Origin of the sequence: Azospirillum agricola (assembly GCF_017876095.1) — a bacterium.
GTDB classification, from domain to species: Bacteria; Pseudomonadota; Alphaproteobacteria; order Azospirillales; family Azospirillaceae; genus Azospirillum; species Azospirillum agricola.
Window position 1 is genome coordinate 42,467 of sequence record NZ_JAGINM010000021.1, and the last position, 24,273, is coordinate 66,739.

The 24,273-nt window shown below is 70.2% G+C and carries 21 protein-coding genes; 13 read left to right on the plus strand and 8 right to left on the minus strand.

Annotated features, from left to right (window positions below):
• Window positions 1-7 precede the first annotated feature (7 nt).
• On the minus strand, window positions 8-1,561 hold the full coding sequence (locus tag J2847_RS25880) for an amidohydrolase family protein (protein WP_209781668.1): 1,554 nt from the start codon (window positions 1,559-1,561) through the stop codon (window positions 8-10).
• 445 nt (window positions 1,562-2,006) lie between these two features.
• On the opposite strand from J2847_RS25880, the gene J2847_RS25885 reads away from it, so the two are divergent.
• From J2847_RS25885 to J2847_RS25915, 7 genes are read left to right on the plus strand one after another with little or no spacing between them, the layout of a single operon-like run.
• Window positions 2,007-3,173, plus strand: coding sequence for an acyl-CoA dehydrogenase family protein (locus tag J2847_RS25885; RefSeq protein WP_209781669.1), 1,167 nt, complete (start codon window positions 2,007-2,009; stop codon window positions 3,171-3,173).
• 32 nt (window positions 3,174-3,205) lie between these two features.
• On the plus strand, window positions 3,206-3,700 hold the full coding sequence (locus J2847_RS25890; RefSeq protein WP_209781670.1) for a tripartite tricarboxylate transporter TctB family protein: 495 nt from the start codon (window positions 3,206-3,208) through the stop codon (window positions 3,698-3,700).
• 13 nt (window positions 3,701-3,713) lie between these two features.
• On the plus strand, window positions 3,714-5,213 hold the full coding sequence (locus J2847_RS25895; protein ID WP_233474788.1) for a tripartite tricarboxylate transporter permease: 1,500 nt from the start codon (window positions 3,714-3,716) through the stop codon (window positions 5,211-5,213).
• A 49-nt stretch (window positions 5,214-5,262) separates the two neighbouring features.
• Window positions 5,263-6,696 carry an MmgE/PrpD family protein gene (locus tag J2847_RS25900; protein ID WP_209781671.1) on the plus strand — a complete coding sequence of 478 codons (1,434 nt, stop codon included), beginning with the start codon at window positions 5,263-5,265 and terminating at the stop codon, window positions 6,694-6,696.
• The gene (locus J2847_RS25905; RefSeq protein ID WP_209781672.1) at window positions 6,693-7,484 is read left to right on the plus strand and encodes a class II aldolase/adducin family protein; all 792 of its coding nucleotides are present in this window, start codon (window positions 6,693-6,695) and stop codon (window positions 7,482-7,484) included. The genes J2847_RS25900 and J2847_RS25905 overlap by 4 nt, the downstream gene beginning before the upstream one ends.
• Window positions 7,485-7,497: 13 nt before the next feature.
• Window positions 7,498-9,102, plus strand: a complete 1,605-nt coding sequence (locus J2847_RS25910; RefSeq protein WP_209781673.1) for an ABC transporter substrate-binding protein — start codon at window positions 7,498-7,500, stop codon at window positions 9,100-9,102.
• A 50-nt stretch (window positions 9,103-9,152) separates the two neighbouring features.
• Window positions 9,153-10,508, plus strand: a complete 1,356-nt coding sequence (locus tag J2847_RS25915; protein WP_209781674.1) for an LLM class flavin-dependent oxidoreductase — start codon at window positions 9,153-9,155, stop codon at window positions 10,506-10,508.
• Between the two features lie 136 nt (window positions 10,509-10,644).
• Here the strand turns inward: J2847_RS25915 and gcvA are convergent, their stop codons facing one another.
• The 3 genes from gcvA to J2847_RS25930 form a co-directional block, all read right to left on the minus strand.
• Complete coding sequence (gene gcvA, locus J2847_RS25920; RefSeq protein WP_209781675.1) at window positions 10,645-11,649, minus strand: transcriptional regulator GcvA; 1,005 nt, start codon at window positions 11,647-11,649, stop codon at window positions 10,645-10,647.
• 5 nt (window positions 11,650-11,654) lie between these two features.
• On the minus strand, window positions 11,655-13,079 hold the full coding sequence (locus J2847_RS25925) for an FAD/NAD(P)-binding protein (RefSeq protein ID WP_209781676.1): 1,425 nt from the start codon (window positions 13,077-13,079) through the stop codon (window positions 11,655-11,657).
• Between the two features lie 184 nt (window positions 13,080-13,263).
• Window positions 13,264-14,271, minus strand: coding sequence for an ABC transporter substrate-binding protein (locus tag J2847_RS25930; RefSeq protein WP_233474789.1), 1,008 nt, complete (start codon window positions 14,269-14,271; stop codon window positions 13,264-13,266).
• Between the two features lie 188 nt (window positions 14,272-14,459).
• On the opposite strand from J2847_RS25930, the gene J2847_RS25935 reads away from it, so the two are divergent.
• The 3 genes from J2847_RS25935 to J2847_RS25945 all read left to right on the plus strand — a co-directional run bounded on the left by J2847_RS25935 (window position 14,460) and on the right by J2847_RS25945 (window position 17,397).
• Complete coding sequence (locus J2847_RS25935) at window positions 14,460-15,059, plus strand: glutathione S-transferase family protein (RefSeq protein ID WP_209781677.1); 600 nt, start codon at window positions 14,460-14,462, stop codon at window positions 15,057-15,059.
• A gap of 111 nt (window positions 15,060-15,170) precedes the next feature.
• On the plus strand, window positions 15,171-16,094 hold the full coding sequence (locus J2847_RS25940) for a TauD/TfdA dioxygenase family protein (RefSeq protein WP_209781678.1): 924 nt from the start codon (window positions 15,171-15,173) through the stop codon (window positions 16,092-16,094).
• A 106-nt stretch (window positions 16,095-16,200) separates the two neighbouring features.
• The gene (locus tag J2847_RS25945) at window positions 16,201-17,397 is read left to right on the plus strand and encodes an MFS transporter (protein WP_209781679.1); all 1,197 of its coding nucleotides are present in this window, start codon (window positions 16,201-16,203) and stop codon (window positions 17,395-17,397) included.
• Between the two features lie 19 nt (window positions 17,398-17,416).
• Here J2847_RS25945 and J2847_RS25950 read toward each other — a convergent pair whose 3' ends face one another.
• From J2847_RS25950 to J2847_RS25965, 4 genes are all read right to left on the minus strand, one after another.
• Window positions 17,417-18,280, minus strand: a complete 864-nt coding sequence (locus tag J2847_RS25950; RefSeq protein WP_209781680.1) for an ABC transporter ATP-binding protein — start codon at window positions 18,278-18,280, stop codon at window positions 17,417-17,419.
• Entirely contained in the window at window positions 18,277-19,926 is a 1,650-nt protein-coding gene (locus J2847_RS25955; RefSeq protein WP_209781681.1) for an ABC transporter permease, read from the minus strand. Before J2847_RS25955 ends, J2847_RS25950 begins: the two co-directional genes overlap by 4 nt.
• A 37-nt stretch (window positions 19,927-19,963) precedes the next feature.
• The gene (locus tag J2847_RS25960; RefSeq protein ID WP_209781682.1) at window positions 19,964-21,040 is read right to left on the minus strand and encodes an ABC transporter substrate-binding protein; all 1,077 of its coding nucleotides are present in this window, start codon (window positions 21,038-21,040) and stop codon (window positions 19,964-19,966) included.
• 198 nt (window positions 21,041-21,238) lie between these two features.
• Entirely contained in the window at window positions 21,239-21,379 is a 141-nt protein-coding gene (locus J2847_RS25965) for a hypothetical protein (protein WP_209781683.1), read from the minus strand.
• Window positions 21,380-21,658: 279 nt separating this feature from the next.
• Here J2847_RS25965 and J2847_RS25970 point away from each other — a divergent pair, with 279 nt between their 5' ends.
• Genes J2847_RS25970 through J2847_RS25980 form a run of 3 tightly spaced genes read left to right on the plus strand, consistent with a single transcriptional unit; the run spans window position 21,659 to window position 24,268 of the window.
• Window positions 21,659-22,606 (plus strand): aliphatic sulfonate ABC transporter substrate-binding protein, encoded by a 948-nt coding sequence (locus J2847_RS25970; RefSeq protein ID WP_233474790.1) that lies wholly within the window; start codon window positions 21,659-21,661, stop codon window positions 22,604-22,606.
• On the plus strand, window positions 22,603-23,463 hold the full coding sequence (locus tag J2847_RS25975; protein ID WP_209781685.1) for an ABC transporter permease: 861 nt from the start codon (window positions 22,603-22,605) through the stop codon (window positions 23,461-23,463). Before J2847_RS25970 ends, J2847_RS25975 begins: the two co-directional genes overlap by 4 nt.
• Window positions 23,464-23,467: 4 nt before the next feature.
• Entirely contained in the window at window positions 23,468-24,268 is an 801-nt protein-coding gene (locus J2847_RS25980; RefSeq protein WP_209781686.1) for an ABC transporter ATP-binding protein, read from the plus strand.
• The last annotated feature ends 5 nt before the right edge of the window (window positions 24,269-24,273 follow it).

A 24,273-nucleotide genomic window follows, 5' to 3' on the forward strand; every position in this document is an offset into this window, starting at 1 on the left:
GGGTCCCTCAGGCGGCGCGGCGTTGGGCGAGCTTGGCCTCGACGGCGGTGCCCTTGAAGAAGTCGGGGTTGGCGTCGGTGTAGAAGCGGTGCGGGTTGGTGAAGACCAGATCCTGGAAATCGCGCTCGGTCAGCGCGCCGCGCTCGACCAGCTCCCAGGTCTCGGCCAGCACGCGGGTCAGGTCGGGCACGTCCCAATGGCCGGCGTCCGACGCCCAGAAGGCGTTCAGCCGCACGCCGCCGGGGTTGACCTTCGTGTTGAAGGCGTGGGCGACGGTGGCGTCGTCGGCCTCGGCGCCGAAATAGAAGTTCGGCACGAAGCGGTCGAGGATGTCCGGCATGCTCCCGACCCCGGCGGCGGCGAACTCGTCGAGCGGGACGTCCTGCTGCGGGTGGAGCAGGATGCCGGTCGGGCCGGACAGCGCGGTCCGCACCAGCGCCGCGTCATCATAGTCCCGGCCGCGCAGCAGGTCGCCACCATGCTCGCGGAACAGCCGGGCCAGCAGGGCGTGGTCGATGGCGGCGGGGTCGTAGTTGGCGATGGCGTCCTTGTTGCGCTTCTCCCAATGGCCGACGATGTCGGCGAGCAGCGACACCCCCCAGCCAGCCCCGCCCTCCAGGAAGCCGAAGCGCAAGGTGGGGAAACGGCGGGTGACGCCGCCGAAGAACAGCGACTTGGCGAAGGCGTGGGCGGCATCGGCGAAATGGCCGATGTGGTTGTACATGAAGTTCGACGGGGTCGAGCGCGCGGTCCAGCCCTGGCCGCTGGCGTGGGTGGTCGGCGCCACCTTCAGCTCCACCAGCTTGGCCCAGAAGGGGTCGTAGTCGTGGGCGCTGTCGAGCCCCAGCGTGTCAAGCCAGAAGGCGTGGCGGGCGATGTCGGGATGCTCCGCCGCCGGGTAGCGGCGCGCGAGATCGGCGATCGGCCGGCGGACATAGCCGGGGATCAGCGCCGCCTTCAGCCCCAGCGTGCCGACCGCGTGCTCCAACTCCTCGATGCCCTCCTCGGGCGTGTGGAGCGGAATGGCGGCGACGGGAGTCACGCGGTCGGCGTAGGGCCGGTAGACCTCGGCGTTGTAGTTGTTCATCGCGCGGGTCACGGCGCGGCGCAGGTCGCTGTCGCCGATGGCGACGGCCATCGTCACGGCGTTGGGGTAGAGCACCGCGAAGTCGGTGCCCGATTCCTCCAGCCGTTCGTGCAGCAGCTCCGGCAGGGCGACGGTGGCGAGATCGAGCGTGTTCTTCGTCGGCAGGCTCCACCAGGGCGGCCGGACGGAGCGGCGGTCGCGGCGCTCCTCCGCCGTCTGGCCGTACCAATCGGACGCGCCGAAGCCGCGCACCCCGTGCCCGCCGCCGACGATGCGGCGGAAGCCGTCCACCGCCGTCGACCCGCCGACCGCGTCGATGTGCTCCTCCAGCAGCGGCGCGAATTCCAGGGTGTGCAGATCCGTGTCGATCACGGGATGGGACAGGCCCTGCCGGATCGCGGCGGAGGCCGAGGGCTTGCGGCGGCGGTGCTCGGCGAGGAAGCCGGGGCGGGTGGAACGGTCGCTGGCGGTCATGGCGGAACACAACTCCTTTGGCGCCGGATGCGGAGGGGAATGGGCGGGGTGGCGGGCGGGACGGCGGCGATCGGGCGCGCGTCCGCCGGGCCACGCGGAAGCGGGCTAGGATTGATCCGATTGTGTTGTTTCCTATTTCCTGAGTCAATTTACAAAACATACAACTGTTTATTATTGTTCTTATCATACCCCTGTTTGCACCGAAGCGCGGTGGCGGATATGGGCGCCCGGAATTCACCATACTATTGTTTTGCAACAATTTTCCCGAAACCCACCGAAGAGCGCAGCAAAGACACTGTTTTTATGTTGTATATATTTATTGTCTATAAAATCAGTTGACTGAATCCCCGCCTCCGTGTTTGCCTGTTGAACATTGCGTCGATGCCTGCATCGGACCGCCCTGACCGCGTCCCACGGCCTTGCCGCTCCAGCCCAGTGGACCCCCATGGATTTCAATCTCACGCCCAAGCAGCGCGAGGTGTATGAACGGACCGGCCAACTGGCCCGCCGGAACTTCGCCCCGCGCGCCGCCGCCTACGACCGCGACGCCGTCTGGCCGAAGGAGAATTTCGACGATTTCCGCGCCAACAACCTGCTGACCCTGACCATTGCCGAGGAACGCGGCGGCTGGGGCAGCGGCGCGCTCGGCAGCGACCCGCTGCTCTATCTGCTGGTCATCGAGCAGACGGCGCGGGAGTGCCTGTCGACCGCGCAATGCATCCACATCCATTCGCACGGCTCGCATCTGCTGGACCGCGTCGGCACCCCCGACCAGAAACGGCGCATCCTGGGCGCGGTGGTGCGCGACGGCGCCCTGCTGAACGCCACCGGCAGCGAGCCGGGGCGCACCGGACGCGGCGTCTACAACCTGCTGACCAAGGCGCGCCGGGTCGAGGGCGGCTACATCGTCAACGGCCGCAAGAACTACGCGACGCTGGGCGACGCGGCCGACTGGAACATCGTCTTCGGCGTTCTGGAGGACGCGCCCGGCGCGCAGGGCCATCTCGGCTTCGCCATCCCCAAGGGGACGCCGGGCTTCACCGTGGTCGAGGGCTCGTGGGAGCCGCTCGGGATGCGCGGCGCCTCCAGCCCCGATCTGGTCCTGGAGGAGGTCTTCGTTCCCGACGATCTCGTGATCGGGACGCCCGGCTTCTTCCCCCGCGACCGCTGGCAGGCGAAGTTCCATCTGGGCTTCGCCGCGCAGTATCTCGGCGGCGCCCAGGGGCTGTTCGACCGTCTGGTCGAGTATCTTCCCAAGCGCGGCACGGCGGGCGACCCCTACGCGCAGCTGCGCACCGGCGAGATCCGCATCGGCATCGAGGCGACCCGCTGGCTGATCTACCGCGCGGCGTGGCTGTGGACGCAGGGCGACCCGCTCGAAGCGGAGCTGGCCTCCATCCTCGCCAAGCACAAGGCGCTGGAGAACGCGGTGGTGGCGCTGGACAAGGCGGCGCAGATCCTGGGATCGAGCGCCTTTGCCGGCGGCAGCGATTTCTCCCGCCTCTACCGTGACCTGCGCGTCCAGACCCTGCACGAGAACCCCGACCGCACGGCGGCGATCCTCGGCCAGTGCCATCTGGGCCAACCCTACGACACCACCGCGCGCCTCTGACCAGGGCGGCGCCCGACCGCGGAGCCTGCGCCATGCCACGCAACGGGACCCGATTCGACTGCAAGAACCTCCAGGCCGGCGCGCTGTTCGCCGGCGCCGGCGCCGGCTTCGCCGCCGTGGCGTCCGGCTACCCGCTGGGGACCGCCGCCCGGATGGGGCCGGGCTGGTTCCCGCTGGTGCTCGGCCTGCTGCTGGTGGCGCTCGGCGCGCTGGTGGCGCTGGCCGGCGGCGCCGGAGCGGAGCGGCCCGCCTCCGACCAGCCCGCCGCCAGCCCGCGCGATGAAGCGGCGTCCGCCATCGGCTGGCGGCCGCTGCTGCACGTGACGCTGAGCGTCACCGCCTTCGCCCTGCTGATCGAGCCGGCCGGGCTGGTCGCCGCGTCGGTGGCGCTGGTCCTGCTCAGCGCCAGCGGCGGCTGGGAGTTCCGCTGGACCGAGGCCACCGCTCTGGCCGGATCGCTGGCGGCGCTGGTGGTCGGGCTGTTCGCCTACGCGCTGCACATCCCGATCAACGTCTGGCCGGTTTGACGGAAAGTCCCTGATGGATCTCTTCGACAACCTCGTCCTGGGTTTCCAGATCTGCCTGACCTGGAGCAACCTCGGCTACTGCCTGCTCGGCGTCGTCATCGGCACGCTCATCGGCGTGCTGCCGGGCGTCGGACCGGTGATGACCATCGCGCTGCTGCTGCCGGTCACCTTCGGGCTGGCGCCGTCCTCCGCGCTGATCATGCTGGCCGGCATCTATTACGGCGCGCAGTATGGCGGCTCGACCTCGGCGATCCTGCTGAACCTGCCGGGCGAAACCTCCTCCGTCGTCACCTGCCTGGACGGCCACCAGCTGGCCCGCCGGGGCCGCGCGGGCGCGGCGCTGGGCGTCGCGGCGCTGGGCTCCTTCTTCGGCGGCTGCGCTGCGACCCTGCTGATCGTGCTGTTCGCCCCGGCGCTCGCCGCCGTGGGGCTGAAATTCGGGCCGGCCGAGTATTTCTCGCTGATGGTGCTGGGGCTGGTCGCGGCGGTGGTGCTGGCGCACGGCTCGCTCTTGAAAGCGGTGGCAATGACCGTGCTCGGCCTGCTGCTCGGGCTGGTCGGTATGGACGTGAACTCCTCCTTCGTGCGCTTCGGCTTCGGGTTGCCGGAGCTGTCGGACGGGCTGGGCTTCGTCGTGGTCGCCACCGGCCTGTTCGGCTTCGCCGAGATCGTCGCCAACCTGACCGCCCGCGAATCGCGCAGCGTCGCGACGTCGGACGTCCACCATCTGTGGCCGACGCGGGCCGACTGGCGCGCCTCGACGGCGCCGGTGCTGCGCGGGACGGCGCTGGGCTCGCTGCTCGGCATCCTGCCGGGCGGCGGGGCGGCGATGGCGTCCTTTGCCGCCTATACGTTGGAAAAGCGCCTGTCGCGCCACCCCGAACGCTTCGGCCACGGCGCCATCGAGGGCGTCGCCGGGCCGGAGACCGCCAACAACGCCGCCGCCCAGACCTCCTTCATCCCGCTGCTGACGCTGGGGCTGCCGTCCAACCCGGTGATGGCGCTGATGGTCGGCGCCATGATGATCCACGGCATCACGCCGGGGCCGCAGGTGGCGACGCAGAATCCCGACCTGTTCTGGGGCACCATCGTCAGCATGTGGATCGGCAACCTGATGCTGGTGGTGCTGAATCTGCCGCTGATCGGGCTGTGGGTGCGGTTGCTGCGCGTGCCCTACCGGCTGCTCTACCCGGCGATTCTGCTGTTCGGCGCCATCGGCGTCTACAGCCTGAACAACAGCGTCACCGACCTGCTGCTGGCGGCGGGCTTCGGCGCGCTCGGCTACCTGCTGATCCGGCTGGAGTGCGAGCCGGCGCCGCTGTTGCTCGGCCTCGTGCTCGGCCCGCTGATGGAGGAGAATCTGCGCCGCGCCCTGCTGCTGTCGCGCGGCGACGCCACGGTCTTCCTGACCAAGCCGATCAGCCTCGCCCTCCTGCTGCTGGCCGTCGCCCTGCTGGTGCTGGTGATCTCGCCCGCCATCCGGCGGACGCGCGACGTCGCCTTCCAGGAATAAGGCCACCCTCCCCCTCCCGGCCCCTCTTCCCGGACAAGGAACTGCCCTGGTGTCCCGAACCGCCCCCCTCGCCTCCACGGCACCGGCGCCGGCCGAACCGCTCAGCGCCGCCATCGCCCGCCACGCCATCGCCACCCCCTTCGACCGGCTGCCGGACTCGGCGACGTCCGCCGCGATCGCGGTGGCGCTCGACACGCTGGCGGTCGCCTGGGCCGGCACCACCGCCCCCGGCGCCGTCGAGACGCGCGACCACGCGCTCGACCAGGGCGGCAAGCCGGAGGCCGAGATCTGGGGCCACGGCGCCCGGCTGCCGGCCGCGTCCGCCGCTTTCGTCAACGGCGTCGCCGCGGCGGCGCTCGACTACGACACGGTGAACATCGCCGCCGTCGTCCATTCCGACATCGTCGTGCTGCCGGCGGTGCTGGCGGTGGCGCAGCGCGAGCACGCCTCGGGCCGCGCCTTCCTCGCCGCGCTGACACTCGGCAACGACATCGCCGGCCGGCTGGCGCGCACGACGACGGCGCATTCCGGCTGGTTCTACACCTCGATCCACGGGATCTTCGCCGCCGCCGCCGCCTCGGCCCGCCTGCTCGGCCTCGGCGAGCGGCAGACCGTCGACGCGCTGGGCATCGCACTGTCCAGCGTCGGCGGCACCCAGCAGCCGATGGCCGAGCGCAGCCTGACCAAGCGCCTGCAATCGGCCTTCGCGGCGGAGGCCGGGGTGCGCGCCGCCCTGCTCGCCCAGCGCGGCATCGGCGGCCCGGCCGGGTCGATCGACGGCCGCTTCGGCCTCTACGCGCTGTACGAGGCGGGTGACCCGGCGCCGTTCCGCGACGGGCTGGGCGAGCGCTTCGAGAACGGCGGCTTCACCTTCAAGAAGTTCCCGACCTGCGCCTGCGGCCACGCCCCGACGCAGGCGGCCCTGGATCTCGCCGCCGACCACGCCATCGACCCCGACGAGATCACGGCGATCCGCATCGCGCTGACGCCCTATTCGCACCGGCTGGTCGGCGCGCCCTTCGCGCCCGATCCCAACCCGCAGGTCACGGCCCAGTTCAGCGTGCAGTATCAGGTCGCCTCCGCCCTGCTGCGCCGCCGGCTGGGGCTGGCCGAGCTGGAGGAGACCGCCGTCCGCGATCCCCGCATCGCGGCGCTGGTCGCCCGCAGCAGCGTCGAGATCCGCGACGAGCCCGGCGTCGACCGCCTGCTGCCCGCCGAGGTCACCGTGGTCACCGCCCGGCGCGGCGCCTTCACCCGCAAGGTCGCCCTCCTGCCCGGCTCGCCCGAGGCGCCGCTGAGCGACGCCGAGCGGCGCGCGAAGTTCGCCGACGCCACCGGCCGCGGGCTGCGCCCGCTCGACCCGGCGGCGCGCGACCGGCTGCACCGGCGGCTGACCGGCATCGCCCGCCTCGGCGACGTGGCGGATCTCTTCACCGGACTTCAGGATTCGCAATTTCAGGATCCGCAGGGGGACCGCGCATGACCCTCGTCACCCGCATCGACCGGCCCGGCGCCGCCCCTCCGCCTGGTGTATCCGACGGGGAATGGGCCGCCCGGCTCGACCTCGCCGCCGCCTACCGGCTGGCCGGGCGCTTCGGCTGGCACGATCTGCTGGGCAACCATCTCTCGGTCCGCGTGCCGGGGACCGCCGACCAGTATCTCGTCAACCCCTGGGGCTTCTTCTTCGAGGAGATCACCGCCTCCACGCTGGTCAAGGTCGACATCCGGGGCAACGTACTGTCCGACAGCCCGCACGGCCTGAACCCGGCGGCGGACGTCATCCACGCGGCGGTCTACGCGGCGCGGCCCGACATCGCCTCGGTGATGCACCTGCATTCCGTCGCCGGCACCGGTGTCGCGAGCCAGACCGGCGGGCTGCTGCCGATCTCGCAGAGCGCCCTGCTGATCATGCACCGCGTCCGCTACCACGACTTCGAAGGCGCCGCGATCGATCCGGGGGAGCGCGCCCGTCTGGTCGAGGCGCTGGGCGACGGCAGCGTCCTGTTCCTGCGCAACCACGGCACGCTGACCGCCGGCCGCACGCTGGGCGAGGCCTTCGCGCTGCTGGCGCGGGTCGAGCGCGCCTGCGCGATCCAGCTGGCGGCGCAGAGCGGCGGCGCGATCAACCCGCTGCCCGACGCCGTGATCGCCCGCACCATCGCCCAGGGCCGCGCGATCTACCGCGACGACGGCCCGTCGCCCGGCGCCCAGGTCGAATGGGCGGCCTTCCGCCGCAAGATCGACCGCGAGGATCCCGGCTATGCCCAATGAGGACCACCAGCGCATGACCGACTCCACCGCCCCCGTTCCGCCGTCGCTGTTCCCGACGCCCCTGTTCCCGACATCCCTGTCCCGGCGCGCCGTGCTGGGCGGCACCGCCGCCGCCGGGCTGCTGCTGACCGCGCCGCCGGGCCTGCGCGCCGCCGGGCGGACCGAGCCGGCCGTCGACCGCGACACGCTGGTCGTCGCCCTGCAGCGGAACTTCTCGAACCTCAACGCGCTGGTGGCGATCACCAGCGATTCCAACCGCTATCTGCTGCAGATCTACGACACGCTCTACGGCTTCGACGCCAGCGGCACTCTGGTGCCGCGCGTCGCCACCTCCTACGCCTCGTCGGAGGACGGCCTGACCCACACCTACCGCCTGCGCCCCGGCGTGAAATTCCACCATGGCGGCGAGCTGACCTCGGCCGACGTGAAGTTCTCGCTGGAGCATGTCCTCGACCCGGCCAGCAAGAGCACCCGGCGGCCGCAATTCGCGCCGATCATCGCGTCGGTCGAGACCCCCGACCCGCTGACCGTGGTGTTCCGCCTGAAGGCGCCCGATGGCGCCTTCCCCAACAAGATCGCCGGCTATCTGCCGCTGGTGCCCAAGGAGTACGGCTCGTCCCAGCCGGCGGCCGATGTCTTCGCGCGCAGCCCGATCTCGGTCGGCCCCTACCGGGTCAAGGCGTTCAGCGACGGCGAGAGCCTGGAGCTGGAGCGCTTCGAGGAGTATTGGGACGCCAAGCCCGGCATCAAGCGCCTGTTGTTCAAGGTGATCCCCGAGCCGGACAGCCGCACCAACGCGCTGCTGGCCGGCGAGGTCGATCTGGCGGCCGGGGTTCCGGCCCAGAACGTCGCGCGGCTGCGCGGCGTCGCCGGGCTGGACGTGATCGCCAGCCCGCTCGGCTCGCCGCTGATGGTCAACCTCTACTCCAACCAGCCGGGCCAGCCGCTGGCCAAGCGCGCGGTGCGCCAGGCGCTGAGCTATGCGCTCGACACGCCGTCGATCATCCGCAACGTGCTGCACGGCATCGGCGACCCGCTGGCGACGATCATCTCCAAACACTACCCCTACGGCGCCGACCCGGCCTTGCAGCCCTACCCCTACGACCCGAAGAAGGCGCGGGCGCTGCTGGCCGAGGCCGGCTACCCGACCGGCTTCGAGACCAAGCTCTACAGCGGCAACGACCACCCCAAGGAGATCGCCGAGGCGCTGGCCGCCTATTGGGGCCAGATCGGCGTCAAGACCAGCATCCAGCGCATCGACTACGCCACCTGGGCGCAGTTGAACAACACGCGCAAGACCAACCCGATGACCATCCAGCAGATGGCCAACGCCATCTACGACCCGATCCACCCGCTGGGCGGCACCTACGGGCGCGACGGCACCTGGAGCAACTACGACAACGCCGAGGTCCAGGACCTGATCGAGCAGGCCGGACCGCTGCGTGGGGCCGAGGCGCGCGGTGCCCTCTTCCGCAAGATCGGCCGCCTGCTGAACGAGGACGCCGCCGGCATCTACATCAGCGAGCTTTACGACGTCTTCGCCAAGAAGAACGGCCTCTCCTGGGACGCGCAGAGCGGCATCGGCCTGCTGAACTTCCGCAAGGTCGCCTGGGCGTAGGAACGTCTCCCCGCCCGCCCTCCGTCAGCACAGCCGAGGATCGCCCCACCATGTCCAAGCGCACCGGCACACTCAGCCTGGGAGCCTTTCTCCTCTTCACCGGCCATCACGTCGCGGGATGGCGCCACGCCAGCGCGTCGGACGGCACGACCCTCGCCGACTTCGTCCAGCTCGCCCGCCTCGCCGAGGCGGCGAAGTTCGACGCCCTGTTCCTCGCCGACGGCGTCGCCGCCCGGCTCGACGAGGCGGGGGCCGCTGGCCACAAGGCCCACAACGGCTTCTACCCGTTCGAGCCGATCACCCTGCTGTCGGCGTTGGCCGGGGCGACCACGCGCATCGGGCTGGTGGCGACGGCGTCGACCAGCTTTTCCGATCCCTTCAATCTCGCCCGCCAGTTCGCCTCGCTCGACCGGCTCAGCGACGGGCGGGCGGGCTGGAACCTCGTCACCTCCGGCGATCTCGGCAGCGCCTACAATTTCGGCCACGCCGCGCCGGTCGCCCACGCCGACCGCTACGCCCGAGCCGAGGAGTTCATCGACGTCGCCACCGCGCTCTGGGATTCGGTGGAGGACGACGCCTTCCGCCGCGACCGTGCCAGCGGCGACTATGTGGACCGCGCCAAGCTCCACCGCATCGATCATGCGGGACGGCACTTCGCGGTGCGCGGCCCGCTGAACATCCCGCGCCCGCCGCAGGGCCGTCCGGTGGTGGTGCAGGCCGGCTCCTCCGAACCGGGCAAGGAGCTGGCGGCGCGCACCGCCGAAGCGGTCTTCACCGCGCAGCAGACGCTGGCCGACGCGGTCGGCTTTTACACCGATTTGAAGGGCCGCCTCGCCAAGCACGGCCGCACGCCCGACGACCTGAAGATCCTGCCCGGCGTCCTCCCGGTGGTCGGCCGCAGCGAATCCGAAGCCCGCGAGAAGTTCGAGGCGCTGCAGGAGCTGGTGCAGCCCGTCGTCGGCCTCGGGCTGCTGCGCGAATACGGCGCCGACATCGATTTCTCGCAGTTCGACCTCGACGGCCCGCTGCCCGAGCTGCCGGAGACCGAGGGCGGCAAGAGCCGGCAGGCGCTGCTGATCGATCTGGCCCGGCGGGAGAATCTGAGCCTCCGCGCCCTCTACCTGCGCATCGCCGGAGCGCGCGGCCACTGGCAACTGGTCGGCACGCCGACGCAGATCGCCGACCAGCTGGAAGAGCGTTTCACGAACCACGGGGCCGATGGCTTCAACATCATGGCGCCGACGCTGCCGGGCGGGCTGGTCGATTTCATCGAGCTGGTCGTTCCCGAGCTGCGCCGGCGCGGCCTGTTCCGCACGGAGTATCAGGGCACCACCCTGCGCGACCATCTCGGCCTGAAACGCCCGCAGAGCCGCTACGCCGCCCCCCTCGCCACGGCGGCGGAGTAGAAGACGTTGCCCAGCGGCGTGGCGATCCGCCGCCAGCGGGCCTGCTGCTCAGGGCGGCGGGTGCGGATCCGGCATGGCCGTGCCTTTCGGGACAGGGGGGAGGGGAATGGGCCATTGAATCGGGGCGTGGCGCCGTTCAGCCGGAGGGCGGGGTTTCCTCCGTCCCGCACTCTCCCCGCAGCCAGTCGCGGAAGGCGCGGACACGGGGGTCGCCGGCCCTGTCGGGGACGCAGAGAAGGTAATAGGCGAAGCGCACGCCCTGGCTCCGGCAGGAGGGCCGATCCTGGCCGAAAGGCTGGACCAGCCGGCCGGCGCGCAGATCGGCGTCGGCCAGCCGCGCCTTCGCCAGCGCCACCCCCTGCCCGGCCAGCGCCGCCTCCAGCACCAGGCTCGATTGATCGAAGCGCAGGCCCTGCGCCGGGTTCACGTCGTTGATCCCGGCGGCACGCAGCCACATACGCCAGTCCGGACAGCTGGCGTCGCCGTCGGGGCTGTCGTCGTGCAGAAGGGTGTGGTGGCGCAGGGTCTCCAGCCGGTCGGGTGGGTGCGATGCCGCCATCAGCGTCGGGCTGCACACCGGGATCACCGCCTCGGTCAGCAGCCGCTCGACCGCGACGCCCGGATAGACGCCGCCGCCGTAGCGGATCGCGCAATCCACCCCGTCGGCGGACAGATCCGCCAACGCCATCGACGCAACGATGCGCACGTCCTGGCCGGGATGGGCGGCCTTGTAGCGCTCCAGGCGCGGCACCAGCCATTTGGTGGCGAAGGAGGGCGGGACCGACACCGTCAGCGGCGTCCCCGGATCGGGCGCCGACAGGTCGGCCACCGATTGCACGATCCGCCCGAACCCCTCGCGCAGGCCGGGCAGCAGCGCGCTGCCGTCCTCGGTCAGCCGCAGGACGCGGCCCTGGCGCAGGAAGAGCGGCCGGCCGAGGTGGGATTCCAACAGGCGGATCTGCTGGCCGACCGCCGCCGGCGTGACGTTCAGCTCCTGCGCCGCCCGCGCGAAGTTGAGGTGCTGGGCGGCGACCAGGAAGGTGCGCAGCGAGGACAGCGGCGGCAGCCGCGTCAGGCTCGGCCGGGGCGCCGGGCGCGACGACGGGCGTGGCGGGGACAAGGGAGAGGATGAATCGGGCATCCGCGTCATTCCCCGCCGCTGGCCGTTCCCTCAAGAACCCACTCCTCGCCGGCCACCGGTTCGAGGGTGAGCAGGCGCTCGGCCACCGCGTTGGCGCGCGGCGCGATCTCCGAGGCGCCGACCACCTCGCCCAGCGTCCCCCGCGTCGGCGGGCCGACGACGAACAGCGCCGGGGAGGGGCGGGCATCGGCGGCGACGGCGCGCGCGTCGGGATCGACGGCGATGCCGATTCCCAGCGCATCCCCCTGGATCAGCCCCGCCGCCGCCAGCGCCGCGAGCAGCGGGTTGCGCCGCAGGGCGGCCCCATGCCCCGCCCCGGTGCAGTTGACCAGCGCGTCGAAGCGCTCGACCGTCACCACGTCGGAACCGCGCCGGCGGTGGCCGATCTCCAGCCCGTCCGGCCGCGCGGCGGCGTGAACCAGCGCGCCGGCCCGCACCGTCAGGGCGCCGACCGCCCGCTTCTCCGCCACCAGACGGTCGATCTGCGGCGCCGACTGGAAGCGGTGGACATCCCAATAGGGGCGCAGGTGACGGCGGAAGCGGTGCTTCTCCTCCAGCGGCAGGGCGGCCCACAAGGCGCCGTTCTGCACGCGCACGGCGTCGAGCACGTCGGTCCAGGGCCGGTTCGCAGCGGCGGCCTCGCGCAGCGTCGCGCGGACTCGGCGCAGCAGGACGCTGACCCGTCGTGGCGGATCCGTGGCGAAGTCGCCGAAGGAGTCGGCGAAGCCGAACGGCCTCGGGCGCGGGACCAGCCCGTGGCGCGACAGCGCGACGATCGGGCCGCGATGCCCGCGCGCGTCGAGCGTCGCCACCGCGTCGCCCATCGACAGACCGCTGCCGACGATCAGAACCCGGCCATCGGGCGGAACGTCCGCCGCCGCACCGGGCGCCCAGGGATCGACCGTCACGCGCGCATCGCCGGCCAGCGCCGCCAGCGGCCCCGGCAGCTCCGGCGGCGGATTGCCGGTGCACAGCACCAGTGCGTCGGCGCAAAGCGTGGTGCCATCGGCCAGCCGCACCGCATAGCCCGACCCGTCATGAACCGCCGAGACGGCTTGCGTCCTCCGGTGCCGCAGCCGGAGCGGCCCCGGCCGGTCGAACAGCCCGCGCACCCGCTCGTCGAGATAGCGCCCGAAAGCCTCACGGCGCGGGTAGAGACAGCCGTCGGCCAGCGCATCGGGATCGGCCGCATCCTCGCCGCGCTCCGTGTACCAGCGGTGGAAGTCCTCCGACGCCTCGCCCTCCACCGACATGCGGGTGGTGGGCACGTTGACGCGGTGCCGGGGATCCGTCGCCGAATAGGTCAGGCCGGCGCCGAGCAGCGAGCGCGGCTCGACCAGATCGACCTGGATCGGCCGCTCCGACCGGGCGAGCCGCAACGCGACGGTGACCCCCGACACCCCGCCCCCGACGATCGTCACACGCAGCATCGGCGTCACTCCCCACGATGGACGACGCGGCCGCCGAGGCTCAGGACATCCGCGTCAAGGGCGGGCGCGTCAAGGGCGGGCGAGGCGGGGTTGGACAGGCTGGGATCGAAAGAAAGCGGCCCAGGCGCTCTGGCCATCGGTGGAACTCCGGAAGTGATCTTGGGGAAACAGGCGGATCGAACGCTCAGCTCCCGGCCTCGCCGTGCAGGTCGGAGAAGACATAGTCCTTCCACGAGGCGGGCTTGTTCTTGATGGACCCGACCCGGTGCATGAAGTCGGCGATGACGCCGGTGTTGTAGGGCACGAAGGAATGGGTGATGTCCGGATTGTTCAACAGCGCCAGCACGTCGGCTTCGCTCAGCTTGCTCCGCTCCTCGGCCAGATAGGCGCGGGCGGCGAGAGTCTTGTCGCGCTCGATCACGCCGAAGGCCTCGCGCAGCGCCCCCAGGAAGGCGGCGACAACCTTGGGGTTCTCGTCGTGGAACTTGGCAGTGCCATAGGCCAGCACCAACGTCGCCGGCCCGATCACATCGCGGGAGTTCAGGATGCGGTGGACGTTCGGATAGGCGAGCTGCTGCGACCCGTAGGTGGGCGTGGTGACGTGGCCGGTGATCTCGGTCTTGCCGGACACCAGCGCCGCCGTCGCCTCGGGCGGGCTCAGCGTGGTGGTGAAGGGCTCCAGGTCGTAATGGTGGCCAAGGCCGAACTCCTTCTCGGCGGCGATCTGGAGGATGACCGAGTTGATGGAGATCCGCGTCGCCGGCACGGCGATGCGGTCCTTCTCGGTCAGGTCGCGGATGGTCTTGACCCCGGGGTTGTTGCTGTTCAGCCAATAGGCCGAGGAATCGAGACCGGCCAGCGCCTTGACGTCCAGCGAGCCGCGCGTCTTGTCCCAGATGGTCAGCAGCGGCGCGATGCCGGCGGCGACGATGTGGGCGTTGCCCGACAGCAGCGCGTCGTTGGTCGCCGCACCGCCGTTCAGCACGGTCCAGCTCACCGCCAGCTTGCCGGCCCCCTGGGCCTCGGCGTGCTTCTCGATCAGGCGCTGGTTCTTGGCGACCAGCAGCGGCAGATAGCCCAGCCCGTACTGGATGGCGATCTTCAGTTCGCCGATCTCCGCCCGCGCGGCGGCCGGCAGCGTGGACAGGCCCAGCGCGGCCGCCAGCAGCAGGCCGAACGCGCGCTTGGGCAACAGGACCCGAAATCCTCGTGTCAGCATGGTTCCACCTGAGTCAAATTTAACAGTTTGTTTTCGCAGAAAACACGGTGATCCAACGATCATAACTCATAGAAATATTGCTGAATACAGCATATTCCTATTGATACAGTAGATATTTGTGCTAACCTCCTCTCGACGCCATCCAAAAAGGAACCGCCGCAATGGCCACCCCCCTCGTCGTCTGGGGGCGACGAAGCGCGTTCAACGTTCAAAAGGTTCTGTGGCTGGTCGGGGAGCTTGGGCTCGAACACCGCCGGATCGACGTCGGCGGACCGTTCGGCGGACTCGACGATCCGGAGTTCCTGGCGCGCAACCCGAACGGCCGCATCCCGGTCATCGAGGATGGCGGCACGGTGGTCTGGGAATCGCACAGCATCCTGCGCTACCTCGCCGCGCGCCACGCCCCCGGCCGCTTCTGGCCGGAGGATCCGGCGGCGCGCTCGCGCGCCGACCGCTGGACGGACTGGGCTCTGTCCAGCCTCCAGCCGGCCTTCGTCGATCTGTTCCGCGGCTATTACCGCACGCCGGACGACCAGCGGGACTGGGCGGCGATCCGCGGCGCGCTGGAACGGACCGCGCGGCTCTACGGCCTGCTCGACCGCCATCTGGCCGACCGCCCCTATCTGGCGGGCGACGAGTTCACCATCGCCGACATTCCGGCGGGGGCCTCGCTGTTCCGCTATTTCGCGCTCGATCTCGACCGCCCGGCGCTGCCCAACGTCGAGGCGTGGCACCGCCGCCTGGCGGAGCGCCCGGCCTAGCGCGCCCACGTCATGGTCCCCTTCGAGGATTTGAAGGGCCGGCTCGATTTCTGAGCGCGCCCTTCCCCCCTTCCATCCCGCCCCCGCCCTTCGCATCAGGAGCTTGGATCGATGAGCACCGCCTCTTCCACCGACACCCTTCCGCCCGGCCTCGACATCAAGCCGATCAACGGCAACATCGGTGCCGAGCTGCGCGGCGTCGCCCTGTCCGGCGACCTCCACCCGGCGACGCTGAAGGCCATCCAGGACGCCGTGTACACCTACAAGGTGGTGTTCGTCCGCGACCAGCATCACATCGACGACGCCCAACAGGAGGCGTTCGGCCGGCTGTGGGGCGGTCTGGTCGGCCACCCGACCGTTCCCTCGCTGGGCGGGACCGAGGCGATCCTCGACGTCGACGGGGCGCGGGGCGAGCGCGCCAGCTCCTGGCACGCCGACATCACCTTCCTGGACGCCTACCCCAGCGTCACCATCCTGCGCCCGCACGTCCTGCCCGAGCGCGGCGGCGACACGCTGTGGGGCAACACGGTCGCCGCCTACGCCGAGCTGCCGGAGCCGCTGCGCGAGCTGGCCGACAAGCTGTGGGCGGTCCACTCCAACCTCTACGACTACGTCGGCGACCGCGGCTCCGTCCACAAGGATGGGCTGAAGCGCTACAACGAGGTCTTCACCTCGTCGGTTTACGAGACCGAGCACCCGCTGGTCGCGGTGCATCCGGTCACCGGCGATCGCACGCTGATCGTCGGGCATTTCCTGCGCCAGATCATCGGCTTCGGGACGTCGGATTCGCAGCGGCTGGTCGGCATCTTCAACGACCACGTCACCCGTCCGGAAAACACCGTGCGCTGGCACTGGTCGCCGGGCGACGTGGCGATCTGGGACAACCGCGCCACCATCCACCGTGCCGTCGACGATTACGGCGATCTGCCGCGCATCGTCCGCCGCACCACCGTCGCCGGCGAGCCGCCGGTCGCCGTCGACGGCCGCCGCAGCTTTACCCGCGCCCTCGGCAAGAAGCCCGGCCTCGCGGCCTGACGCGGCAAGCCCGCGGGCGAAAGCCCGGATGGCGCCGGTCCGCCGGCACCATCCGGGCTTTGCGTTTGCGGGCTTGCCGTCAACAAGGCATGACAGGAAAGCCGCCTTGACCGACACGACACTGAATGGCTGGCGCGACACGAACCGCTTCCTGCTCGTCTTCGGCCTGCTGACCTCGCTGATGGGCACCAGCGTCGGCGTCGCCAAGCTGACCACCGCGCTCTACGCCATCACGCTCGGCGCCGATCCCGAACAGCTCGGCCGGCTGGCCGCCGGACAGGCTGTCGGCACGCTGGTGATGAGCGTCCCGATCGGCTTCCTGGTCGACCATTACGGTCCCCGGCGGCTGTTCGTGCTGGGCAGCGCGCTGGCCGGGCTGACCTACGCGCTGGTCCCGGCCGTCGCCTCGCCGTCCTTCCTGTTGGGCTGCACCACCGCCGTCAGCTTCTTCATGCCGCTGCGTTTCGTCTCGCTGAACACCGTGTTCTTCGAGCAGCTCCGCCGGATAGGAGCCGGAAAGTCCGGCTGGTACCGCGCCACCCATCTGACCGGGCAGTTCCTCATCGGTCCCGGTCTGGCGGTCGCGCTGATCGCCCATCTCGGCTACGCGGGAACCTGGTGGACGCTGGCCGCGAGCTTCGTCCTGACCATCGCGTTCTCTTCCCTGGTGTTCGGGCGCCTGCCGCCCCGCCCGCTGGCCGATGCCCCCGGAAGGCTGGCTCCGCGCCGCATCGCCGGAGAGCTTGCGGCGTTGCTGCGCGACCGCGAGCTGCGCACGGTCTGCCTGATCGGCCTGGTCATCGAAGCGATCCTGACCTACCAGACGAGCTTCATCGTCGCCATCGCGCTGACCGTGTTCGGCCTTGGGGAAAGCGGCGCGTCGGCCTTTGTGACGGGCACCGGCCTGTCCTTCATCGCCACCCTCTTCCTGGCCGGCAGCGTCGTGGAGCGGCTGGGAGGAAACGCCAGCTGCCGCATCGGCTTCACGGCAGCGGCCATCGGGCTGCTCGGGCTGGGGCTGGCGGAAACCCCGGCGGCCCTGTGGCCGGGCGTGCTGCTCCTGGGCGCCGGGCTCGGCCTTCTGCAAACGGTGACGCTCGCCCGGACGGCGCGGATCGGCGGCCGGCTCGGCCAGGGGAAGGTGTCGGGGTTGACCCTGCTGACCTTCCCGGTGGGCAGCATCCTCGGCGGGCTGGTCGGCGGCTGGGCCGGGCAGCGGCTCGGCTTGCAGACGGTCTATCTGCTGTTCATTCCGGCCCTGCTCGCCCTGCTCGCCTGGCAGTGGCGGAGCCGGCCCCTCTGACCATCGGCGCGACGGGCGGTCACGGCACTGCCGCGACCGCGCCACCATGGGAGTCGCCGTGGGGGCCGACATGGGGAATATGCACGCCCAGCCGCTCCAGGACATGGTCACGCAACGCCACGAATTCGGGGCTGGACCGGTCGGCGCGGGCGGCCTCGGGAACATGGATGTCCTCGGCGATGCGACCCGGACGCGGATGCATGATGACCACGCGGTTGCCGAGATAGACGGCCTCGTCCACGTCATGGGTCACCAGCACCGCGGTGGCGCCCTCGTGGCGGACGATCCGCTTCAGCTCGTCCTGGAGACGGAGCCGGGTCAGCGCGTCCAGCGCGCCGAGCGGCTCGTCCAGCAACAGGAAGCGCGGGCGGTTCACCAGCGCGCGGGCGATGGCGACCCGCTGCGCCATCCCGCCCGAGAGCTGCCCCGGATAGGCGCCGGCGAAATCGGTGAGCCCGACCAGCGCCAGATGCTCGCGCACCGTCCGGTCCTTTTCGGCCCGGCTCAACCCGCTGCGCAGCAGCGCGGCCGCGACGTTGCGCTCGGCCGTGAGCCAGGGCAGCAGCCGATGGTCCTGGAAGACGATCGAACGGTCGAGGCCCGGACCGCGCACCGGCTTGCCGTCGAGCTCGACGCTGCCACGATGATCGAGGTCGAGCCCGAGGATCAGCCGCAGGAGCGTGGACTTGCCGCAGCCCGACGCTCCGACGATGGCGACGAACTCGCCGGGGGCGATGGTCAGGTCGATGCCGGACAGGACGTGGATGCGCTCGCCGTTGACGGAGAAATGCTTGTCCAGTCCACGGATGCGCAGCGTCGGCGACGGCGTTTCGACGGGGAAGACCCGATCGTCCGGAGCCGTGGGGGAAGGGAGGGCGCTCATCGGGTTTTCCACCTCACAAGCAGGGCTTCGGCGCGTTCGGCCAGCGCGTTGTAGACGAGACCGATGGCGGCGAAGATCAGGATGACCAGGAACAGCAGGTCGATCTGGAAGAGCTGGCTTCCTTCGCTCAGCCGCCCCCCGAGGCCGGACGAGATGTTGAGGAAGAGTTCGGAACCGACCGTCGCCAGCCAGGCGTAGATCAGCCCCGCGTGCAGTCCGGTGAAGATGGAGGGCAAGGCGGCCGGCAGGGCGACCAGGCGGATGTAGTCGTGCCGGCGGAACAGCAGCACCGCCGACAGCTCGCGGTAGCCCGCCGGCACTTGCGCGATGCCGTACCAGGTGTTGATGACGATCGGCTGGAAGGCGGCGACGCTGATGAACGCGATCTTGCCCACGTCGTTGCCGCCGAACCACATCGCCAGCAGCGGCACCCAGGCGAACAGCGCGGTCTGGCGCTGGGCGACCACCGTGGGGCCGACGACGGCGGCGAAGAGGCGCGACACGCCAAGCGCCGACCCCAGGACAAGCCCCACCGCCGCGCCGATCGCGAAGCCCAGGATGTTGCGGTGGAGCGTCGCCGCCACGTCCGCCAGGATGGTGCCGCCGGTGATCTCCGCGTGGAAGCGCTCGACGATCGCCAGCGGCGACGGCAGGAAGCGCAGATCCACCCAGCCGAACCGCCGGGCCGCGATCCACAGGACCAGAACGGCCGCGAAGGCGAGCACGGCCCGCCCGTCCCACCCGCCAAGCCATCCGCCCGGACGCCGCGACGGCACGGAGGAGACGACGCCGGCCGCGCCGGTCTCGCGGCCCCAGGGTTGTGCCCGGCGTTCGACCCATCCCAGAGCGGTGTCGAGCGACAGGCCGAGAAGGCTCACGACGATCATGGCGATCAGCACCAGATCGAGCTGGAAAAGCTGCCGCCCCCAGGTCATCAGGTAACCGAGCCCCTCGAAGGAGGCGAAAAGTTCGGCCAGCACCAGCGTCTGCCAGGCGTTGGCCAGCCCCTCGCGCAGCCCCGTGAAGATCGAGGGCAAGGCAGCCGGCAGGACGATCAGCCGCAGCCGGTCGCCGGCCCGGAAGGCGAAGGCGTCGCCCAGTTCGCTCAGCGCCGACGGGGTCCCGGCGATGCCGCGCTCGGTGCCGATGAACACCGGGATCGCCGCCGACCAGGCGATCACCACGCATTTCAACGCCTCGTCGATGCCCAGGAACAGCGCCAGCAGCGGCATCCAGGCCAGGACGTTGACCCGCGAGACCGCCTGCACCGGCGGATAGACGTAGGCGCGGAAGGTGGGGAACAGCCCGGCGGCGGCGCCGAGGAGCAACCCGAACCCCGCGCCCCCGGCGAACCCGACCGCCACGCGCCACAGGCTGACCCCCACATGCTCGGCGAGTTGGCCGCTGGCCCAGAGCTCCGCGAGGCTGCTCCAGACCAGCGGCGGGGCGGGCAGTATCTGCGGCGGCAGCCAGCCCTGGTCGGCCGACACCCACCACAGCGCCAACAGGACGGCCGGAAAGGACAGGCCGAGAAGAAATCCGGGAAGCCGGACCCGGAGGCCGGCCAGCCCGGCCGACAGGCGCCGTCCGAGGGGCGCGCCGTCACCGGCGGCCGGGGTTTCGATCGTTGTCTGGGAAAGGCTCATGGCGCGTCCTTCGGGGATAGCGTCGCGTCGCGTTCCGTCACTTCGTGTCGAGCGCCCCGGCCTGGACGATCCGGCCCTCGGCGTCATGGGAGGACCAGAAAGTCTCCAGCTTCAGCTCGGCCAGCGCGCGGTCGAGATACTGGCGGTCGAACCAGCTCTCGATCCGGGGATCGCCGCGCAGCAGGCCGTATTCCTTCGCCGCCCGCGCCTGCTCCTGGTAGCGCGCCACGACGTAGCCGTCGATCAGCGGGCTGAGGACGTCCGACAGGCGCACGCCCTCGAAATTCGCCTCGAAGGTCTCCTTGGGGAAGCCCGAGAGCGTCCAGGCGTCGAAGGCCTCCGCCCGGTTCTTCTCCTGTGAAATGAAGTGGGCGGCCTTGACGATCGTGTTGACCACGCGCTGGGTCAGGTCGGGGTGGGCCTGGGCGAAGACGTCGGTCACCAGGAAGGAGGTGTTGCGCCCGAGCGTCGGGTTGTCGCCCTTGGTGGTGTAGGGAATCGCCACCACGCCCCGCTGGGCGAGGGACAGATACTCCTGCCCGCCGAAAACCGCGTCCACGTTGCCCGACGTCAGCGCGGCCACCGCCGCGCCCGCGTCGAGGTTGACGAAGCGCACGTCCTTTTCGGTCAGGCCGTGCAGCGCGAGGATGCGGTCAGTGGCGTTCTGAAGGTTCGTGCCCTTGAACAGGGCGACCTTGCGCCCGCGCACGTCCTCCACCCGCTTGATGGGGCTGTCGGGCTGCACGGCCAGATAGATCGGATCGTTGCGGCCGGTGGCGAGGATGAACTTGTGCTTCAGGCCGTTCGCGCGGCCGACGATCGCCGGCAGGTCGCCGAGCAGGAAGAAGTCGAGCTGGCCGGCCGCCACCGCCTCGTTCAACGCCGGGCCGGCGCCGCGGTAGAAGGTCCAGGTCACCTTGACGCCGGGGTCGTTCGCGAACTCCTTCTCGATCAGTTCGCGCGCCCGGACATAGGGAACCGCGGTGCTGTGGGAATACGGCTTGTTGTCAGCTCCCACCCCGGGGAAACCGAAGCGGATTTCGGTTTCCGCCGCCGCCGGTCCCGCGAGCGAGAGGGCGACGGCCAGAGTGGCGAGGATGTGCGTCAGCTTCATCGAGCGGCTCCTGTTCACGCAGGGTCGAAGCGGCCGTGGCGGCAGAGATGCGAGCGTGCCCGCCCGCTTCCAGTTTGCACGGATCGATCCGGACGGCGGGGACGATTCATACATCGTTGTCTGGTTGTTAATTTTTATATATCATATTTTCCTGTTGTTTCATGCGAAATCTGAATAGTTCTTGGCGTAAAATTTCTTTCAGGATAAGAAAGAAAACATGTCTTTACTGTTGTTTTCCGTGATGCTGGTGGCCCTTTCCAGCACCGCCGGCTCCCAATCCCCATTCATCGCAGCCAGAGCGCGGCGGCCCGCTTCTTCCGAAAACAGGGACGCTTCCAAGGAGCCACCCCCGAGGCCTGGGTTCCATCCCGGCGAGGTGGAGCAATCGATGGGGATACGTCCCGGTTGCGTGCCGCCCTCCGGCCCGACGCCATTGCGAAGATGGCTTGACAGAGGCGCGCGTACAATGGAATACAAATCACTACTATGTTTGTGGGGATAAGCCTTGGCCTCGCTGTGGGTCCGGCTCCGCCCCCGAACGCCGGCCCCCGTTCAGCGGCCCGCGTGGCCCGACAACAAGAGAGATTCCAAACCATGGCCGCTTCCAGGATTGTCGCCTTGGCCGTCGCGGCCGCCATCGGTCTCGGGTTGACCGGCACGGCCGCCGCCGCAGACGCCCTGCGCATCGCCACGCAGCCCTTTCCCCTCTATGCGCCGCTGTTCGTCGCCAAGCAGAAGAAGTGGCTGGACGAGGAGCTGGCCAAGGCGGCGCCGAACACCGCCGTCCAATGGTCGTCCTTCCCCGCCGGCCCGCCGATCAACGAGTCCCTCGCCGCCGGCCAGCAGGACGTGGGCTTCCTCGGCGACACGCCGGCGCTGGTCGGCAAGGCGGCCGGCCTGGACACCAGCGTCGTCGCCCTGAGCTCGGACGGTCCGAAGAGCCTGGCGGTGATCGTCGGCGGCGGCTCCCCGATCGCCTCGCCCAAGGAGCTGAAGGGCAAGAAGGTGGCCGTGACCAAGGGGTCCTACGCCCACCATCTGCTGGCGCTGGTCCTCGATCAGGGCGGCCTGACCTTCAACGACGTCGAGCTGGTCAACCTGCCGGTCGCGGAAATCCCGCCGGCCATCGTCGCCGGCACCATCGACGCCGGCGCGGTGTGGGAGCCGATCCTGACCCGCTACGAATCACAGAAGGCGGTTCGCGTGCTGGCCGACGGCACCGGCATCAAGAAGGGCCTGCTGCTCATCGTCGCCGACAACGGCTTCCTCAAGAACCGGCCCGAACAGGCGAAGGCGCTGCTGAAGGCGTACAAGCGCGCGTCGGACTTCATCACCGCCAATCCCAAGGAAGCGGCCGAACTGATCAGCGGCGACGTGAACCTGCCGCCCGACCTGCTGACCCAGGTTCTCCAGCGCATGCATTACGACCCGGTCATCCACGACGACGACGTGGCCGAGGTCAGGAAGACCGAACAGTTCATGCGGGCCTACGGCCTGATCAAGACCGCCGTCGATGTGGACGCCTTCTTCAACCGCAAGCCGGCGGTCGAGGCGGGACTGCAATGACCGGCGGGCTGGCCGCCGAGGCGCCGTCGGCGCGACGGGCCGGGCAACAAACCGGATCCGGGGCCGCGGTGGCGGCCTTGCGCTCCCCTCTGGCCGGGCTGGGGCGGCTGGCGCTGTATCTGGCGCTGCCGGCGGCTCTGGTGGCGGCGTGGCAGACCGCGTACGAACTGGGCTACATCCGCCCCATCCTGCTCCCGCCGCCCACCAAGGTGGCCGGGGCGTTCGTGGAGCTTGCGGTCAGCGGCGACCTGTTCCGCCACCTGGGCGTCAGCCTGCTGCGCGTGCTGGAAGGCTTCGCCATCGCCGTCCTGATCGGCCTGCCGCTGGGGATCGGCATCGGTCTGTCGCGGCTGCTGGACCGGCTGACCGACCTGATCATCCAACTGACCAAGCCCATTCCGCCCATCGCCTGGATTCCCCTGGCGATCCTGTGGTTTGGCATCGGCGAGGCCGGAAAGGTGTACATCATCTTCCTCGGCGCCATCTTCCCCATCCTCGTCAACACCATCGACGGCATCCGCCAGACCGACCACCGCCATGTGGAGCTGGCGCGCGTGCTGGAGGTGACGCGCGGGCGCTTCATCCGTCAGGTCGTGCTGCCGGGAGCGCTGCCCAACATCATGACCGGCCTGCGCGTCGGCCTGATGGTGGCCTGGATCTGCGTCGTCGCCGCCGAGCTGATCGCCGCCTCCTCGGGGCTGGGCTATCTGATCACGGACGCCCGCCAGATGAGCCAGACCGACCAGGTGCTGGTGGGGATGATCACCATCGGTGCCATGGGCAAGCTGCTCGACGTGGTGCTGCGCGCCGCCGAACGCCGCTTGGTCACCTGGAAATCCACCTTCTCGGGACGCTGACGCCATGGCCGCCTCCGCCGCCGCCTCCGCCGCGCGGGCCGACGACCTGCTCGTCGGCCCGCTGTCCAAGACCTTCACGCTCAAGACCGGATCGGTCCAGGCGCTCAGCGACATCCGGCTCGACGTTCCGGGCGGGCGCTTCATCAGCATCGTCGGCAGCTCGGGCTGCGGCAAGAGCACCCTGCTGCGCATCATCGCCGGGCTCGAGACCAGCGACGGCGGTGCCGTCACCCTGGGCGGACGGCCGGTCGCCGGCCCCGGCCTGGACCGCGGCGTCATCTTCCAGGAGCACCGCCTGCTGCCCTGGCTGACGGTCGAACAGAACATCGCCTTCGCTCTGAAGAACCTTCCCAAGGCCGAGATCGCCCGGCGGGTGCGGGAGCATCTGGAGCTTGTCGGGCTGGACGGCTTCGCGAACGCCCATCCGCACCAGCTGTCGGGCGGCATGGCCCAGCGCGTCGCCATCGCCCGCGCCCTGGTCAATCGGCCGCGGGTGCTGCTGCTGGACGAGCCGTTCGGCGCGCTGGACGCGCTGACCCGGATCCAGATGCAGCAGGAGATCCTGCGCATTTGGCAGGCGCAGCGAACCACCATGGTCCTGGTCACCCACGACATCGACGAGGCCATCTTCCTGGGCGACGAGGTGGTGGTGATGTCGTCGCGGCCGGGGACCATCAAGACGGTGCTGCCGGTGCGGCTGCCCCGCCCGCGCGACCGTTCGAGCCCGGACTTCATCACGCTGCGCAAGGACATCCACCGGGAGTTCTTCACCGCGGCGGAACTCCCGTTCGCCTACGAAATCTGACAGGG